14 protein-coding genes and 1 pseudogene are annotated in these 18,222 nt (G+C 40.6%); 7 read left to right on the plus strand and 8 right to left on the minus strand.

Going from position 1 to position 18,222, the window contains the following annotated elements; genetic code table 11:
• Window positions 1-33: 33 nt before the first annotated feature.
• Together ABR397_RS00540 and ABR397_RS00545 are read right to left on the minus strand one after the other, a co-directional pair.
• Entirely contained in the window at window positions 34-423 is a 390-nt protein-coding gene (locus ABR397_RS00540) for an urease subunit beta (RefSeq protein WP_350303998.1), read from the minus strand.
• 92 nt (window positions 424-515) lie between these two features.
• Window positions 516-818 carry an urease subunit gamma gene (locus tag ABR397_RS00545; RefSeq protein ID WP_118984795.1) on the minus strand — a complete coding sequence of 101 codons (303 nt, stop codon included), beginning with the start codon at window positions 816-818 and terminating at the stop codon, window positions 516-518.
• 362 nt (window positions 819-1,180) lie between these two features.
• Between ABR397_RS00545 and ABR397_RS00550 the strand changes: the two genes are divergently transcribed.
• Window positions 1,181-2,194: a HoxN/HupN/NixA family nickel/cobalt transporter gene (locus ABR397_RS00550; protein ID WP_350303999.1), complete on the plus strand. Its 1,014-nt coding sequence runs from the start codon at window positions 1,181-1,183 to the stop codon at window positions 2,192-2,194.
• A gap of 238 nt (window positions 2,195-2,432) precedes the next feature.
• Here the strand turns inward: ABR397_RS00550 and pntB are convergent, their stop codons facing one another.
• Together pntB and pntA are read right to left on the minus strand one after the other, a co-directional pair.
• Window positions 2,433-3,821, minus strand: coding sequence for a Re/Si-specific NAD(P)(+) transhydrogenase subunit beta (gene pntB, locus ABR397_RS00555; protein ID WP_350304000.1), 1,389 nt, complete (start codon window positions 3,819-3,821; stop codon window positions 2,433-2,435).
• A gap of 11 nt (window positions 3,822-3,832) precedes the next feature.
• On the minus strand, window positions 3,833-5,365 hold the full coding sequence (gene pntA / locus ABR397_RS00560; protein ID WP_350304001.1) for a Re/Si-specific NAD(P)(+) transhydrogenase subunit alpha: 1,533 nt from the start codon (window positions 5,363-5,365) through the stop codon (window positions 3,833-3,835).
• Window positions 5,366-5,786: 421 nt separating this feature from the next.
• On the opposite strand from pntA, the gene ydgH reads away from it, so the two are divergent.
• Window positions 5,787-6,740, plus strand: coding sequence for a DUF1471 family protein YdgH (ydgH, locus tag ABR397_RS00565; RefSeq protein WP_350304002.1), 954 nt, complete (start codon window positions 5,787-5,789; stop codon window positions 6,738-6,740).
• A 77-nt stretch (window positions 6,741-6,817) separates the two neighbouring features.
• Here the strand turns inward: ydgH and stlE are convergent, their stop codons facing one another.
• The 3 genes and pseudogenes from stlE to stlC form a co-directional block, all read right to left on the minus strand.
• Complete coding sequence (stlE, locus tag ABR397_RS00570) at window positions 6,818-7,060, minus strand: stilbene biosynthesis acyl carrier protein StlE (RefSeq protein WP_350304003.1); 243 nt, start codon at window positions 7,058-7,060, stop codon at window positions 6,818-6,820.
• 76 nt (window positions 7,061-7,136) lie between these two features.
• A complete protein-coding gene (stlD, locus tag ABR397_RS00575) occupies window positions 7,137-8,285 on the minus strand; it encodes a beta-ketosynthase StlD (protein WP_350304004.1) in 1,149 nt (382 codons plus the stop codon).
• Window positions 8,286-9,234, minus strand: a pseudogene (gene stlC, locus ABR397_RS00580) (stilbene biosynthesis aromatase StlC).
• A gap of 941 nt (window positions 9,235-10,175) precedes the next feature.
• Between stlC and ABR397_RS00585 the strand changes: the two are divergent.
• On the plus strand, window positions 10,176-11,567 hold the full coding sequence (locus ABR397_RS00585) for an amino acid permease (protein ID WP_350304006.1): 1,392 nt from the start codon (window positions 10,176-10,178) through the stop codon (window positions 11,565-11,567).
• A gap of 231 nt (window positions 11,568-11,798) precedes the next feature.
• Here ABR397_RS00585 and ABR397_RS00590 read toward each other — a convergent pair whose 3' ends face one another.
• Window positions 11,799-12,641 (minus strand): alpha/beta fold hydrolase, encoded by an 843-nt coding sequence (locus ABR397_RS00590; protein WP_350304007.1) that lies wholly within the window; start codon window positions 12,639-12,641, stop codon window positions 11,799-11,801.
• Window positions 12,642-13,252: 611 nt separating this feature from the next.
• Here ABR397_RS00590 and ABR397_RS00595 point away from each other — a divergent pair.
• The 4 genes from ABR397_RS00595 to ABR397_RS00610 all read left to right on the plus strand — a co-directional run bounded on the left by ABR397_RS00595 (window position 13,253) and on the right by ABR397_RS00610 (window position 18,177).
• On the plus strand, window positions 13,253-13,783 hold the full coding sequence (locus ABR397_RS00595; protein ID WP_350304008.1) for a fimbrial protein: 531 nt from the start codon (window positions 13,253-13,255) through the stop codon (window positions 13,781-13,783).
• Window positions 13,784-13,907: 124 nt separating this feature from the next.
• Entirely contained in the window at window positions 13,908-14,582 is a 675-nt protein-coding gene (locus ABR397_RS00600) for a fimbrial biogenesis chaperone (RefSeq protein WP_350304009.1), read from the plus strand.
• A gap of 42 nt (window positions 14,583-14,624) precedes the next feature.
• Window positions 14,625-17,165, plus strand: a complete 2,541-nt coding sequence (locus ABR397_RS00605) for a fimbria/pilus outer membrane usher protein (protein WP_350304010.1) — start codon at window positions 14,625-14,627, stop codon at window positions 17,163-17,165.
• Window positions 17,166-17,184: 19 nt separating this feature from the next.
• On the plus strand, window positions 17,185-18,177 hold the full coding sequence (locus tag ABR397_RS00610; protein WP_350304011.1) for a fimbrial protein: 993 nt from the start codon (window positions 17,185-17,187) through the stop codon (window positions 18,175-18,177).
• Window positions 18,178-18,222: the final 45 nt, after the last annotated feature.

The following is an 18,222-nucleotide window of genomic DNA, read 5'->3' on the forward strand; positions in this document are numbered from 1 at the left end:
AGTTTATTCCTTTGTGCGAAAAGTTTTTCGACGTTACCCAGCGTGCAGCCAGGTCTTTTCTACATATTCCTCAGCGGCAACCAGGCTTTTACCTGCCCAACCATCGACTAAGTTATTAAATCCATAAACGTTTTGTTTCCCACCAACAGGGATTAATGACACCTCAATTTCATCACCGGGTTCGAAACGGATTGCGGTTGTTGAAGTAATATTGAGTCGTTTGCCGAACGCAGCCGCCCGATCAAATTGCAGGGCTTTGTTCACCTCAAAAAAATGGAAATGAGATCCCACCTGGATTGGGCGATCACCTGAATTACGAACCCTTAATTGAATAGCCGGACAATTTTCATTAAAGGATATCGGGCCTTCAGCAAGAATATATCCCCCCAACGGAGTAATATCCTCTTTATTATTTTCTTTCATCGGAAAATCTCCACGTCAATACGTGAGCCAAAACTATAAATTAATATTTTGTCCAGATAACTTTTCCTGCTATTTATAATTTGTTTCAGCAATTATTGGATGGGATCATGCACCGTCACCAAACGACTGCCATCTGTAAATATGGCTTCAACTTGCACATGTGGAATGAGATCAGCGACACCATCCATTACATCTTCTTTAGTCAGAATGTGCCTTGAATCATCCATGACTTCTTCCAGCGTTTTCCCTTCTCTGGCCCCTTCCAGGGCAGCCGCGGTAATAATAGCGACGGCCTCAGGGTAATTGAGTTTTAAGCCGCGGGATTTACGCTTTAATGCGACATCGGCCAGTGTATATACCATGAGTTTCTCAATTTCCCTTGGCGTTAATTGCATAAAACCCCCTAATAATTGGTTATTCCATACGGTCGCACTGTCATGTCAATAAGCTATAACTTAATACGCTTTTCCCAACAGACTTTATTCAAAATTTGCTCTTTTACCAATTTAAATATTGGAAAATATATCCTTTGGTAAAAAAGTTTTGACACCAGAATTATAATATGTCAATTAAGTTACTCCCCTTACAACAGATTAGTCCTCTTACCTTTTATTTAAGTTTATCTAAGTTAATATTACAAGTTAATTAGTATTATGATTTAGTAAAAGACCGTACATTATTACGTACAGAGGATGCTTACCGTTTTTGTTTTTCAGAAATCACCCGCAAACGGGTTTAACATTGACAGGTTTCTTATATGAATAAAAAACATGCACTTTCGCTTCTTGTTGTTCTGATTGCCGCCAACGTACTTGCCTGGATTTGGGCATTTATCGCTTTCCGCCATCATGCAGTCATGATGGGGGCGGCTCTGTTAGCTTACGGTTATGGGCTACGCCATGCAGTCGATGCCGATCACATCGCGGCAATTGATAACGTCACCCGTAAACTGATGCAACAGGGTAAATCACCTATTGCCGTCGGCGCTTTCTTTTCTCTGGGACACTCTACCATTGTCATTCTGGCCTGCCTCGCTATTGTCCTGACTTCAATGGCTTTTAAAGATCAGATGGGCTGGGTTCATGACTATGGCGGCATTATTGGCACCCTCGTTTCTGCCTGCTTTCTGTTGGCGATAGCACTGATTAATTTGCTGATATTGAAAAGCGTTTATCAGAAGTTTCAGGAGCTCAAACGTGGAAGAGAGTTGACGAACAGTGATTTAACGTTGCTGGAAACAACACCGGGAGGAGTAACGACCCGCTTGTTTCACTCGGTCTTCCGACTGGTAAGCAAAAGCTGGCATATGTATTTGGTCGGTTTCCTGTTTGGACTGGGTTTCGACACCGCAACCGAAGTTGGGCTGTTGAGTATATCTGCCGCCGGCTCTCTTAGTGGACTGCCTTTATGGTCGCTGATGGTATTCCCGGCGCTATTTGCCAGTGGCATGGCGCTAATCGATTCACTGGATAATTTTGTTATGGTAGGGGCCTATGGCTGGGCTTTTTCCCAACCAGCACGCAAACTTTACTACAACATGACCATTACTGCGGCTTCCGTCGCTGTAGCGCTGTTCATTGGCGGGCTAGAAGCACTCGGCCTTATCGCTGATCAGTGGGATCTGCATGGCGCTTTCTGGGGCACCATTGGGGCATTAAACGATAACATGGGCAATGTCGGTTTTTGGGTTGTCGGGATTTTTATTCTGTTCTGGACATTATCAGTAATGAATTATCGCTGGCAGGGATACCACACATTGGAAATTAAGTAGTAAAAACAGCCTGCTTAGATAGAGAGAAAATCTGATTACTCAGGTTTATGATTACTAACGAACCTCTAAAAAGGTTAACGACAAACTTAAAGAGCTTGCAGATGAAATGGAATTAATTCTGGTGCCCAAAAATATTACATAAATACCCGATGATGAAATCATTTGATCTGTCTCTTAATCAGCATATGACTAAGAGACAGGAACCCAATCAAGATTTGTAAGTTATAGCGATAAGGAATTACAGTGCACGAAGGATTGCTTCGACACTCGCTTTCGCATCACCAAACAACATCTGACTATTGTCTTTAAAGAACAGCGGGTTTTGTACACCAGCGTAACCTGTGTTCATAGAGCGTTTAAACACAATAACACTCTGTGATTTCCACACTTCCAGCACTGGCATCCCCGCAATCGGGCTGTTGGGATCTTCCTGTGCCGCAGGGTTAACAGTGTCGTTGGCTCCAATAACCAGTACGGTATCTGTATCAGAGAAATCATCATTGATTTCATCCATTTCCAGAACAACGTCATAAGGGACTTTGGCTTCCGCCAACAACACGTTCATATGCCCAGGCAGACGACCCGCAACCGGATGGATACCAAAGCGAACCTTAATCCCCTTTTCACGCAGTTTGGCTGTAATGTCATGTACCGGATACTGCGCCTGGGCAACAGCCATACCGTATCCCGGCGTGATGATGACAGATGTTGAGTTTTTCAGCAGTTCAGCAACCTCTTCCGCTGTGGTTTCGCGATATTCGCCCATATCCTGATCATCACCAGTCGAGGAACCATCAGTCCCAAACCCGCCAGCAATCACACTGATAAAAGAACGGTTCATTGCCTTACACATGATGTAAGACAGAATGGCCCCCGAAGAACCGACCAGCGCTCCCGTAACAATCAGCAAATCATTACTCAGCATGAATCCAGCGGCCGCGGCAGCCCAACCCGAATAGGAGTTCAGCATCGAAACCACCACCGGCATATCCGCGCCACCGATAGAAGCAACCAAATGCCAGCCAAATACCAATGCGATTGCCGTCATGATCAACAGTGTGGAAATTTGCAGGCCAGTACTTTCCGTTTTCACAAAAATAATTAACAGGACAAAAGAGATAACCAGCGCTGCAAGGTTTAATTTATGCCGATTCGGCAACATCAGCGGTTTGGAAGAAATCTTTCCGCATAATTTACCAAAGGCCACAACAGAACCGGTGAAGGTAACTGCGCCGATGAAAACACCCAGGAATACTTCTGTCAGATGGATATTCTCCATCACAGGTTCCGCGAAACTATCGTGAGCAATAAAGCTGTTAAAACCAACCAGCACCGCAGCCAAACCGACGAAACTGTGCAATATGGCAACTAATTCCGGCATTTCAGTCATTTCAACTTTGTTTGCCAGACGAATACCAATAACCGCACCGATCACCATCGCCAGAATAACCCAAACAACGTTTCCGGTATCAGGCCCGAAGATAGTCGCAATCAATGCGATTGCCATCCCGGCGACACCCAAAATATTCCCGCGTTTGGCGCTTTCGTGACGAGACAAACCCGCAAGACTGAAAATAAATAAGATGGCAGCAACAATATATGCCGCTATAACGACTCCACTCGACATTCAATTACCCCTTAGTCCTTACGAAACATTTTCAGCATACGTTGAGTGACAGTAAAGCCACCGAAGATATTAATGCTGGCAATTAAGATAGCGATAAATGAGAAGAAGCTTACCCATCCACCATCACCAATTTGCAATAACGCCCCAACAACGATAATGCCAGAAATGGCGTTAGTTACTGACATTAGCGGTGTATGTAAAGCATGGCTGACATTCCAGACCACGTAGTAACCCACCACACAAGCCAATGCAAAAACAGTAAAGTGAGATAAAAACTCTTTTGGCGCGACGTTGGCTAACCCACTGAACAAAATAACAGCCAGTGCCGGCAAGCCATATTTCAACCAGAGGGAAGCAGGTTTAGGTTCTGGCTTTTCTACTTTTTTTATTGGTGCTGGTTTTGCGGTCTGTTGAGCAGAAACTTGAATTGGCGGCGCCGGCCAAGTCACTTCCCCCTCTTTTACAACGGTCACGCCACGAATAACAACGTCATCAAAATCAATATTGATTTCGCCATTTTTCTCTTTGCACAATAGTTTGAGCAGATTAACCAAATTAGTCCCGTACAGTTGTGAAGATTGCGTTGGTAAACGGCTTGGTAAATCGGTGTAACCGATAATCTTCACACTATTTTCTGTCACAACTAATTTGTCTGCCTGCGTTAATTCACAGTTCCCCCCCGTCTGAGCCGCCAGGTCAACAATCACACTGCCCGGTTTCATTGATTCAACCATCTCTTTGGTAATAAGACGCGGTGCTGGTTTCCCCGGAATAAGCGCTGTTGTTACAATAATATCAACTTCTTTCGCCTGTGCTGTAAAAAGCGCCATCTCAGCCTTAATAAAGGCTTCAGACATGACTTTTGCATATCCGTCACCACTACCGGCTTCCTCTTCAAAATCCAGTTCGAGAAACTCCGCCCCCATGCTCTGAACCTGCTCTTTAACTTCAGGCCGGGTATCAAACGCACGGACAATAGCGCCTAAACTGCCCGCTGCACCCACAGCAGCCAGGCCAGCAACACCGGCGCCAATAATCATCACTTTGGCTGGTGGAACCTTACCTGCGGCTGTAATCTGACCAGTAAAGAAACGACCAAATTCATGAGCAGCCTCTACTATCGCCCGGTAACCTGCAATATTCGCCATAGAGCTCAGTGCATCCAGCGACTGAGCACGGGAAATACGCGGTACTGAATCCATAGCCAACACAGTGACTTTACGGTCTGATAATTTCTGCATTAACTCAGGATTTTGTGCCGGCCAGACAAAACTCACCAACGTACTCCCCTCCTTCATTAATGCAATCTCGTCATCCTCAGGAGCATTAACCTTTAGAATGATATCTGAACCCCAAATATCATTACGATCGGTAATTTCAGCTCCAACCTGTTGGTAAGCACTATCCCCAAAGCTGGCTAAATGCCCTGCTCCATTTTCAACAACGACATCGAATCCCAATTTCAACAGTTGTTCCACAGTACTCGGCGTGGCTGCAACACGTGCTTCATTGGCAAGTCGCTCTCTCGGTACACCAATACGCATAATGTTCCCTTCCTAAAGCTTAAGATTAAGATTAATGATGATTATTACTTGCTGAGGCCAGTTTAGCGATTAAATTAACTTTATTACTGCTATCAGCAAAATCTATCAACGGATATTTTGATAACCAGCCGAAAATATTATTGGCGATCCATCACTAATGAGTAAGAAAAATAGCTAAGTGGTATTACCGGCTCGCACTTTTCAATGCCAGTTACTATGATGTTGATAAAAACGCAATGTTGATAAAAACGTGTTGATGAAAACTTATGACGCCATTTCTATGAACTTGTATTCATTCATACTGATAGCATAAATTCGTGGGACATTAGCTATTATTACATGTAATAATTGTCGGCTATGTGATACACAACGATGTTCAGCAAGTTATAAGTAATTAATGCGCAAGGCGAAAGGATTTTTTATGAAGCTGAAAACAACGATCATCGCAGCCGCGGTGCTCTCATTAACTGGTATTACCGCTGCTCAGGCAGCTCAGGAATTATCCCCTGAAAAAGCAGCAGAACTGAAACCATTTAAACGTATTACGGTTACAGGTCCTTTTAATGCTATTTATGAAGCTGCCGACGCCGTTTCCCGTCGGGCAGATAAAATGGGCGCAGATGGATTTTATATCCAAAGCCTTGATGATCTGAATAATAGTGGCAACCTGCGCGTCGTAGCTGATCTGTATCACAAAGATGCAGAGAAAATTGACAATTCAATTAAATATCGTATGTTCCGCGGTATCAAAGAATTACCCAAAACAGAAGCGGTAACACTGGAGCCATTCGATACGGTAACCGTCAGTGGTTTTTACACCAATGAGCCAGATTTAAATGAGACCATTGCAAAAGAAGCCAAGAAAAAAGGTGCAGCTTCTTTTTTTATTGTCCGTCAGGTTTCAACCAACGATGGCGGTAATCAAACCGTTACCGCTTATGTTTACAAAGATGATGCGCCAAAACGCCAAATTCAGGCTAACGAAGCAGTAATCCCAGCTGATTCGGACGCAGGACGCGCTGCATTAGCGGCTGGTGGCGCAGCCGCTAAGAAAGTAGAAATTCCTGGTTTAGCCTCTTCAACTTCAACCAATAGTTCTATTGGCCGCTTCTTTGAAACACAATATTCCAAAGGCGAGCGTTACACTGTCACACTTCCAGATGGTACGAAAATACAAGAATTAAATAAAATCAGTGCTGCCCAGATGGTACCTTTTGATTCCATCACCTTTTCAGGTTACTACAACAGCATGCCTGATGTTGCCTATGAAGTCGCTAAACGCGCAGCGAATAAAGGCGCTAAGTATTACCATATTACCCGTGAATGGCAATCCAGCGGCGGATCCTCTACTATCAGTGCAGACCTGTTCAAATAGCTTGTTTAATTTAAGAAAAAGGCACATATATACCCGTATGTGCCTTTTTTACTGCAAGGATAATAAAATTCTTCAAATCAGCCGGCTGATTCTAACTTCAAACGGATACAATCAATGGCGTTTTGTACCGTCACCATTTTTTCCGCCTCTGTATCGTCAATAGTTATCTCGAAACGTTCTTCCAGAGCCATAATCAACTCGACGCTATCTAACGAATCGGCACCCAATTCCTCGAATGTTTGTGTGGTAAGAATCTGGGCTTCGGGTATTCCAAGTTGTTCTGCAACAACATTTTTAACATGATTCTCTAAATTTTCCACGCTATTATCTTCCTAATGTACTTATATTTAGGGAAACCAGTCGTTTCCCCTTTTTTCATTAATTAAGGTTAAATATTTACACAACCGTCAAATGCATGAATGCCCCTGTGAATCTGGCACTTTCAGGGATAAAACATAACAGACGCTGATCTTTCTTTAATTTATCCGACTTCATCAGCTCATCCAACATGATATAAATAGAAGCCGATCCGGTATTTCCTTTCACTGTTAAGTTAGTAAACCAACGCTCTTGTTCAATACCAAAATTAATATCTTCAAGACCCTCGGAAAATTTCATGCGGAAATATTCAGATGAATAATGAGGCAAGAACCAATCAATAGATTCAGCGGATAAATTACGATCAGCAACTATTCGTCTCAATGGCTCGCTAAGTGTAAATTTAACGACCCTATCATTTAAATATCTGACATCTTGCTTGATACAGAAAGCAGAATATGCAAGCCAATCAGCCTGACTCATTTGTGTCCAGCTTTTCAAACTGCCATCGGCTAACTTCTCCCCACCTGCGTACATGCATGTCTCTTGCTCATTAGCAAAAGAGTAAATATCTATCCAGTCAATTCGTAATGAAACACCATCAGGTCGAGGTTTATTTTCAAGTAAAGCAGCGCCGGCGCCATCAGAAAGCATCCAACGCAGAAAATCTTTTTCAAAAGCGATTTCAGGGCGTCGTTCCAGTTCTGCAACCCGGGCTTCGTTTTCACTCTGGAAATTACGGGCATGCAGTACTGTTGAAGGTGTTTCCGAGGTAGTTGAAACCGCATTACTTGTCGTCCCCGAGAGAACAGACAAATAAGCATATTTCATCGCTGTCATACCCGCAGCACAAGCACCGGAAGTTGAGATAACTTCACAAGGTTTATTCTTGAGCTCGCCATGAACCATTACACCATGGCCCGGTATAATTTGATCAGGAATACCGCTGCTTGCTGCCAAGCTTTGCATATCATCTAAAGCAAAGTGTTCATCAACCAAGCCTTTTACTGCTTCAGCCGCCAATTGAGCACATGAATAAGTTGTCTCTCCCGTTTCCGGATCCAACGCGTAATGGCGATATTTAATACCATTATTACGGAGCACGATATGACGAGATCTTGATGGGCGATCACCAACAAAACCAAGAACAGATTCCATTGTCTCATTATCTATTGGGTTTCCCGGCATAAAGGCGGAAACTTTAGTGATATAAACGTTGTTACTCATTTACTTATTTATCTCCTTTATCATCATAACGGGCAGAACCAGATGGTTGTTCATAGTATTTTTGTAACTCATTAAGACGTTCTTTCAGTAATGCGGTCAGCAAACGACGAATAACCATCGATATAGGTAAAACAATCAACACCGTCAGTACCAAATAGGTCACAAACATGGCTAATAGAGAACACCTTACCCATTTCCCCCGTTTACCCACACGGTGAATAAACCCAGACCACAATCTAAATCCACGATGTATAGCACGTTCACCAAAAATAAAAGATTTATCGACAAATACCGCCCCTAAACCTTTCAACATTGGGGCGTCAACTTTCTCTTTATCCGCTTTAAGCGCTGTTACCAACGCATCCCCAAAACGTTTAGCTCCTTGAATATCTTCTTCCGATACCCCAGCAGGCGGTAAACTGGCAATGGGTTGTTTTTTTCCTGTCATTAGCCATAGCGGGGTTATAAACAATGTTACAAAGAAGTTTGCTTTATTGATAAAAACCACGTTATCGCGCAGGTGCGCTCCACTTTCATGTAATAATTTTTTGACCGTTTCTTGGGCTGTCAGCCACATATCTCGACAAGCAATAACCGTTACCACGGGTCGACCATTGAGTAGTCGTTTTCCTTCTTTACTCTTAAGAAATGCAGTTATCGGAGGAGATGGTGACAAATACCAAACTTGATAGCCTAATATAACCAGGTCAAAAGGCGCTTCATCTTCCAGATGTAAAGGCGCTAGCTCAGGTGAATGTAACTGCACCGTTTCTGGAAAAACATCAACAAATTTAGAAAATGACCAAGGAAATGGATACTCTGGAATTGGTTTCAGAACCACTTCACGAATGTATATCTCGTCAGACTCATGCAAAGGTGCGATTAAACTTTTTACCACCTCGATCAATTGGCCGCTTTGGGAATACGATATCACCAGAACACGCTTCATATGTTCTAACCTTTATGAATATTTAATACCAAGCCATTCGTCGGCGCCTAAAAAATAATAATTCGAATAACAATTATCTCCTAACTATCCAAATTTTTTTGGCATATGTACATATAATCATTCCTGAAAACTAAAAGCATATACAAGAAAATGAATTAATAGATAACAGGTTAATATTTTCACAAACAATATAAATCAAAATGGTCGTTGTCAACATGATTTTTTTGTTTTTATATAATAATAGTATTACATCACATTAACCAAAATTAATTTGTCACTAGTAAAAATAGTTGATAAAAAACATATTAACTCCGATCTAAAATTAACAAAAACAATTGAAAAAACACAAAATAATATAATTAAATCAATTAATTAAAAAACAACAATAGATATTTTAATTTAAAAAAATATTCATGAGACTATAAGTCCGCATACTAAAAATATTAACTTACCGACCTGGTATGGAAACAAATGATTATTGTCACTTGGTAATAATATTACATAAGAAAATAAAGATTAAAGAAAAATATTTACCTCTTACAATTATTCTCACTAATTTTTGAGATTGATTGGATAAATTAAAATGAAAATTACTTAATTAGGTAATAGCATCACGGTGTTTTATATTCATTATTTATTTCTCTTAGAATAATAAGCCGCATTATAAAAATATCCTATATAAATTTATAAAAATAAATTGTATGGCATGACGTCTTAACCATCACTCTAACAGTGCATAAATTTTATAGTTATCTGCATAGAAAACCATTGCATCCAACCCATACCCTCCGTAAAATTCCCCTCTATTTCTAGGTTTAACCAGTCTGTTTTTCCGTTCTATACAGCTTGGAAGCGACAAAAACCCAATGCCCAATTCATTTTTGTGATCGGGGTAATGAACTGGCTAACAATGCAGTTTGTGTCATATTAGGAACATATCTTTGGAAAAAAAACTAGGTCTTACAGCTCTTACTGCTCTGGTGCTCAGCTCTATGGTCGGCGCTGGTGTTTTCAGCTTACCGCAGAATATGGCTGAGATCGCCAGCCCGGCAGCATTAATGATCGGTTGGGGGATAACAGGTGTCGGTATCCTGTTTCTGGCTACCGCCCTGTTATTTCTCTCTCGTCTTCGCCCGGATCTTGATGGAGGCATTTTCACTTATGCCAAAGAAGGCTTTGGTGAACTAATAGGCTTCTGTTCTGCCTGGGGATATTGGTTATGTGCGGTAATTGCCAATGTTTCTTATCTGGTTATCGTTTTTGCCGCCCTGAGTTTCTTTACTGATAAAGAAGGTATCATCATCTTTGGCGACGGCAATACCTGGCAGTCCCTGTTGGGAGAATCTATTTTACTCTGGTTAGTACACTGGTTGGTACTCCGTGGCGTTCAAACCGCAGCTGGAATCAACAAATTGGCAACAATGGCAAAATTGCTGCCTTTAGGCGCTTTCATTATTCTTGCTGCAATCGCGTTTAAAATGGATATCTTTAATCTTGACTTTACAGGTATCGAATTGGGTGTTCCTGTCTGGCAACAAGTAAAAGACACAATGCTGATCACCCTTTGGGTATTCATTGGTATCGAAGGTGCCGTTGTAGTTTCAGCCAGGGCAAAAAAACGTAAAGACGTTGGTATTGCGACTATGCTGGCCGTTGTCGCCGCATTAGGAATATATATATTAGTTACCCTGCTCTCTCTTGGGTTAGTACCACGGCCTGAGTTAGCTGAAATACGCAATCCATCGATGGCAAACCTGATGGTAGGACTTATTGGTTCGGCAGGTGAAATCATTATTGCTACCGGATTAATTATCTCTGTTTGCGGTGCTTATCTAAGCTGGACGATCATGGCGGCGGAAGTTCCATTTATCGCTTCCCAACATGGCTCTTTCCCGAAAATTTTTGGCCTGCAAAACTGCAATAACGCACCATCATCCTCATTGTGGTTAACTAATGGCGCAGTACAACTTTCCCTCGTTCTGATTTGGTTAAGCGGGAGCAACTACAATTCATTACTGGCAATTGCATCAGAGATGATTTTACTGCCCTATTTCCTTGTTGGCGCATTTCTGTTGAAGGTCGCTTTTGATCGTAGCAACAAGGGATTATTACTGATTGCTGTTGGGGCTTGTGTTTATGGCCTATGGCTGCTTTATGCATCCGGTTTAATGAATTTGTTATTGTCCGTTGTTCTCTATGCACCGGGTGTTATTGTTTTCCTGTATGCCCGCCGTCAGAATCCACAAAAACACAATCTTTATCCGGCTGAAAAATTAGCTATTGCTGCGTTACTAATAACCACAATCCCTGCAACTTGGCTATTAATCAAATAATCCCGTCGAATTCAGGCTATTACTCCTTGTAGTAGCCATTCGTGTTTTCATATAGCAATTTGTTTTATTTCTGCACTGATCCTGGCATATTTTTTAAGTGTTGTTTTACAAAGTATGTTGTAACTAATTCTATGTTTCCCAAAACCGGCCATCGGAATCGTCCCTATCTGAGAAATTCGCGCCGAAACAAGCGCAGTTCGAATACCCTGACAGAGACTGGATTGCTCTTAGTTATTTCAGTTTATCACCCCAGTCCGCAATCGCATCTGCGGTCTCGATCGGTTTCACAGCGGGCAGCGCATGGCTGGCCCCTTTGATCACAACCACAGTAACGCGGTTACCGAACTCGTCCTTTGCCTCCATCCGCGACTCTTCAGGTCTGAACGGGTCGGCCCCAGCTTGCAGATCGAGAATCGGCGCCGTCCCACCAGCCCACCAATCCTTACGATTAGTCAGCTCACGTGCCGCAGACTGGCTTTTTACGACATCGGAATGCCAACCCTCAAGCCAAGGCGTCGGATCATTACTTTCCGTGAAGAAGGCAAGCTGAAGCCGCGCCAGTCGCTCCTCGCGGGTAGATTTAGGATCATTAATAACAGTTATCGCATCCGAAAGCTCCGGAGGCCAAGATTTCGCGGCCCCTGCCAGAAGCACTATGCCACGCGTCATTTCGGGATAATCCGAAGCGATTGTCTTGGCAATCCAGTGACCATAAGCATGACCCACCACGATTGCCTTGCTACCTTCCGCTGCAATCACTGCCGCAAAATCATCGGCAAAGTCGTGGAAAGTCACGTTCTCCATCGGACCGGTTGACCCCGAGATTCCGCGTGGCTCGGGCAGAGCAACGCGATAGCCACGCATCGCCAGTCGATCCGCGAGCGGTGCGAATTCCGCCGTTCCCCGACCGGTTGAAGCGATCATCACAATCAGCGGTCCCTCTCCTCGCACCGAATATTCGATTAATGCCGCACCATTAGTGACGGTTTTCTGCTCTGCTTCCATGGCCGAAACGGGCTGCGCGAATGCGAGTACGACGGCCAATAAGCCCGATACAAAGACAAACTGTTTCATTTTTCCTCCGCTAACCGTGTTGAATACGTTCGAGATATATTGCAGTCCAAAGCTCATATCAGCAATAAAACAGAAATATAAATATGATGAGTTATAACGTAACTTGATCTGGATAACTTACCCTATTATGTATATACACTCCAAAAAGCAAAAAAATAGCAATATGAAACAATAACCTCAAGATAATAAAATAGAAAATAAAGAATAAATTTTTCAGTGCGATATATGAATTGTGATTTACATCACAATTATTTTTATAACTAATTATTAACTAATAAATATTCTTATCCGCTAGCATAATATTTTATTCCATATAATAAATCACAATAGACTTTAAAAAAAATCCTGTCTAGTCATTAATTATAGATAAAAATCTCAAATGCAGCATATTACCGAGTCATTCTTTGGATTCTTCCGAATTAATCGCTATTATCATTCACACTTTATCCTAAATAAGAAACACCAAACAAAACACCGTTTGACCTATGGTTCTGATTATCGGATAAGAGCTTTAGATACTTATGTGCTGTATTGACATTTATACAGTCTCGGTTCAACCAATGTTTCTGTTTCCCTGTCGTAATACTCGCCAAGGTTAGGATCTATTTACAATGAACACTAAACTGATTATTTCATCCTTACTTGCATCTTCTGTATTTATCTCTGTAGCAAATGCAGCAGATGGAAAGATCAATTTTACAGGTAATATCATCGCTAATGCTTGTAAAATCGATACCGATTCTGCAAATCAAAACGTTAACATGGGGACAATTAGCTCAAATGCATTTAGTGGTGTAGATAGCACCGCTGCCGCAACACCTTTTAGCATTAAGATGAATAATTGCCCACCAGAATATAATCATGCTCAAGTTAAATTTGATGGGCAAATAGATAGTAAAAACAGTAATCTTCTGGCTTTATCCAATGATAAAGGCCAGGCAGTCGCCGATGGTGTTGCTATTGGTATCTATGAAGAAGATAATTCAACTCTGATTCCTTTGGCAAAAGCATCCAAACTTCAGACTTTTACTGATCAAAATACCGCAGAATTAAAATTTATTGCAAAGTATATTGCTACAGCTCAAATAATCAGCCCAGGATCTGGGGATGCAGTCGCTAACTTTACTATTGTTTATAACTAAAATAGGACAAACTTTAGAACAAAACTTCCTTCACGTTTTGTTTCTAATAAAGCAGTATGGAGCATGGATGCCCATAAATCCCACAGGATAGCGTATAAAAATACGATAAAATGGAGAGAGCACCGTGCAATTCCAACGCCTATTAACTATGATATTTGTATATATTATCAGCATAAATTTTGCTATCGCAGGTGTCGTCATTGGCGGAACCCGTGTTATTTACATGAGTGATAAAAAGGAAGCGTCCATTTCTATAAATAACCCGGAAAAAGATGCACCTTATCTGATTCAGTCTTGGATCCAAGATGAAAACGATAATATGAAAACCCCGTTTATCGTTACTCCCCCAATATTTAAACTCGCAGCAGGTCAAGAAAATATTCTACGGATTGTAAAAACAGGGAGTAATCTACCTGAAGATCGGGAATCACTTTTTTGGTTGAATGTAAAGTCTATCCCGACCTCGGTGAAGTCAGATCAAAATCAATTACAAATTACAGTTAAGTCAAAATTTAAATTGTTTTACCGCCCAGCGAATTTAGCAGAAAAATCAAGTACTGCATACAAAGAACTCAAATTCAGAACGGAAAATAATTTGTTGATCGCAGAAAATCCTACCCCTTATTTTATCTCGTTCTCTCACCTTAAAATAGATCAACATGAAATAAAACCTGCGGGAATGATTAGACCTTTTAGTCAATTAAGCTGGACTCTGCCTGTAAAAAACATAAAACAGGTAAGTTGGAAAATTATTAATGATTTTGGAGGCGTCACTGCCGAAGAAAAAACAATCATTTAATAAAATAATCACATAAATTTATTCTATGCTAGAAAGTTAATTATGGAAAAGTACCCACAGCATAAAACTAATAAGAAATCATATGATATTGAACATTCATGGCTCTTATTACCATTATTTATGGCAGTTGGAGTACTTTTTTACTCTACTAAAACCTATTCTGAAGATTATTTCAACATCCATGCATTAGAAACTGGAACTGATTTTGGTTCGCCTGAAGATATTGATCTCTCTATTTTCACACAGGATGACCAACCTCCTGGTATTTATTGGGTAGATATTTACCTTAATAAAGATAAAATAGATACCAGAAATGTGAACTTTATTATGATAAATAATAAATTGCTTCCTAAACTAACTATTCAGCAATTACAGGATATGGGGGTAAAAATTGATACATTCTCAGAATTAATCAGTTTACCACCAGAAACAGAGCTGTCTGATTTAGGTCAATATATTCCATCAGCAAGTACTACCTTTAATTTTGGTCAACAAAGGTTAGATATCAGTATTCCACAAGCAGCATTAAACAATCAGGCAAGAGGTTACGTTTCACCTGAATTATGGCAACAAGGATTAACTTCATTATTGGTTAATTATAATTATAGTGGTTCAAACACCTGGCAAGATAATCCGTCTGGTTCTACACAAACCAACTATCTGAATCTTCGAACAGGCGCTAATTGGCAAGCATGGCGTCTGCGCAATTATTCCACCTATACCAGCCGCGATAAGAGTTGGAAAAGTATTAATACCTATTTACAACGAGACATTCACCCACTAAAAGGACAATTAACGCTGGGTGACAGCTTTACATCTTCCTATATTTTTGATGGCGTCCAATTTCGTGGCTTACAATTAGCTTCTGACGATAATATGTTACCAGATAGCTTAAAAGGTTTTGCCCCTACTATCCGAGGAATAGCCCAAAGTAATGCACAGGTCACAATTAAACAAAGCGGCTATATCATTTATCAAACTTATGTTTCACCGGGTCCATTTATCATTAATGACCTTTTTCCAACCACAACAAGTGGAAATCTGGACGTTATTATTAAAGAAGCCGATGGTCAGGAACATCGCTCTATCCAATCTTTTTCCACAATACCTATTATGTTACGGGAAGGAGGTATTCAATATTCAGTCACTCTGGGCCAATACCAATCATCAAATAACCGTGGGCGAGAGCCTAACTTTTCCCAAGGGGCACTAATCTACGGCCTTTCCAATAATATCACTACCTATGGAGGAGCTATTTTTTCAAAAGATTATCAATCGGTTGCCTTAGGCTCAGGTTATAATTTTGGTATATTTGGCTCTCTTTCTTTTGACATAACACATGCAAATACTGATTTGCCATCAAATATAAGTACCAAAGGGCAATCTTACCGCTTTCAATATGCAAAAGATCTTTCATTAACAGGAACTAATTTTACTCTGGCAGGTTATCGCTATTCAACACGTGGCTTTTATGATTTTAAAGAAGCCAATGATATAGATAACCCCAATAAAAATGACTGGCATTATCGCACCAATAAAAAAAGCAAATTGCAATTGCATATTAATCAATCTATTGGAGATTTTGGTAGTTTATATCTATCCGCTTTTCAGCAAAACTACTGGCAAAAACATGGCTATGAACGTAATATCAATGCAGGCTATAGCATCAATTACAACAATCTTAATTACAGTTTAAATTATACCTATAACCAACTCCCCGACACGAATAAAAATGAACAGCTTTTTTCATTCAGCATACAGGTTCCATTAGATCGTTGGCTAAAAAATAGCTGGGCCAGTTACAATTTAAATACCAATAAAAACAAAGATATTTCTCACCAAACGGGTTTAAATGGTACGACACTGGAAGATAATAATTTAATTTATAGTTTACAACAGAGTTATGCTAATCACGGTACTGGAGCTGGCGGCCATATACACACAGAATATAAAGGATCTTATGGTCAATTTAGTGCCGGCTATAGCTATGATAATCATTCCCGCCAGCTGAATTATGGCCTTCAAGGAGGAATTGTTGCTCATCCATATGGTATTACTCTTTCACAACATTTAGGAGATACATTGGCATTAGTCCGGGCTGATGGCGCTCAAGGAATAAAGATCCAGAATAATGTAGGTATTACCACTGACCGGAATGGTTATGCCGTTATTCCTTATGTCAGCAGCTATCGGAAAAACCGAATTGCGCTGGATACCCACTCATTAGCCGATAATATCGATATTGACGCGAATGCCCAAACAGTCATTCCCACTCAAGGGGCATTGGTCCTGGCTAATTTCAAAACCCGAATAGGCCACAGGGCGCTGATAAATCTTTATTATCAAGAAAATCCGATTCCTTTTGGTGCTATTGTCAGGTTAGAAAAACAAGATGAGATTGATGAAGCAAACAGTGCAATGGTCAGCCATGAAGGGCAGGTTTATCTCACTGGTTTACCCAATAGCGGACAGTTACTGGTTAAATGGGGTTATAAGGATATTCAGGAATGTATAGCTCATTATACATTGCCAGAAAAAAAACCTTTATCTGGCATTTATATAATAGAAGCACACTGCAAATAACTATTTTTAGGAAAACACTATGCTCAGTACTTACAATAGGCTTAAATATTTGTTAGTTGCCATCATCTTATTTTCTGGTCTGGCAATTATCCCTTATAGTTTTGCCGCTAATTGCCAATTTGATAAAGGATTTAAACCAGAAATCACTAACTTATCTTTTGGAACCTTGTATGTTCCAAGGGATAAGCCTATTGGCACAACCATTTACGAATATCGTGCAGATGAGTTAGCCAATAAAGGCAATGTTTTCTATTGCGATACGAGAATAAATACATCATGGGGATATACAGCCTATAAAAACGCAGATTACAACAAAGATGCTATTTACGAATCTGGTGTTCCCGGTGTGGGTATCAGAATAAATACCTGGGGTCCTGGCTATGGTCTGGATTGGTTACCCCGTATTACCAATGACCCTGTTAGTTGTGACCATTCAGGCCATTGGTATTGCGGTAATACATGGGGCTATTTGACTATTCAGTTGATAAAAATAGCACCGACAACAGGTTCCGGTTTTATCAAAAATGATCAATTAATTCAGGCACGGGTAAATGATCACATCGTTCATACCTACCGTTTAGGTAATACCAAAATTATTACCAAAAGCTGTTCACTAAAAGATACCAATATTACTGTTCCTATGGGCGATATAAAAAAAATCGATTTTTCCGGTATTAATAGTACAGCAGGAGGAAAAGATTTCGAGATTATTTTAGATTGTGATGATAATATTCAAATTCAATTAATGCTTGATGGTAAGAAAGCAAAGAATAGTTTAAATCATGTATGGGCACTTGATCAGAATTATAATCGCACAACGGCCTCCGGTGTTGGTATACAAATCCTTTATAACAATCAACCGGTAATTATTCACTCACAAATAAATATCGGTAACAGCTATTCAGGCGGGAAGTACTCTATTCCTTTACATGCTCGCTATTTTCAGACAGACCACAATATTACCCCCGGTCAAGCAAATGCAACCGCAACAATGACATTAACTTATCAGTGATAAATTAATCTTCATCAGCTATAGAAATTTTATTTCTTAGCTGAT

Origin of the sequence: Photorhabdus viridis (genome assembly GCF_040256935.1) — a bacterium.
GTDB lineage: Bacteria > Pseudomonadota > Gammaproteobacteria > Enterobacterales > Enterobacteriaceae > Photorhabdus > Photorhabdus viridis.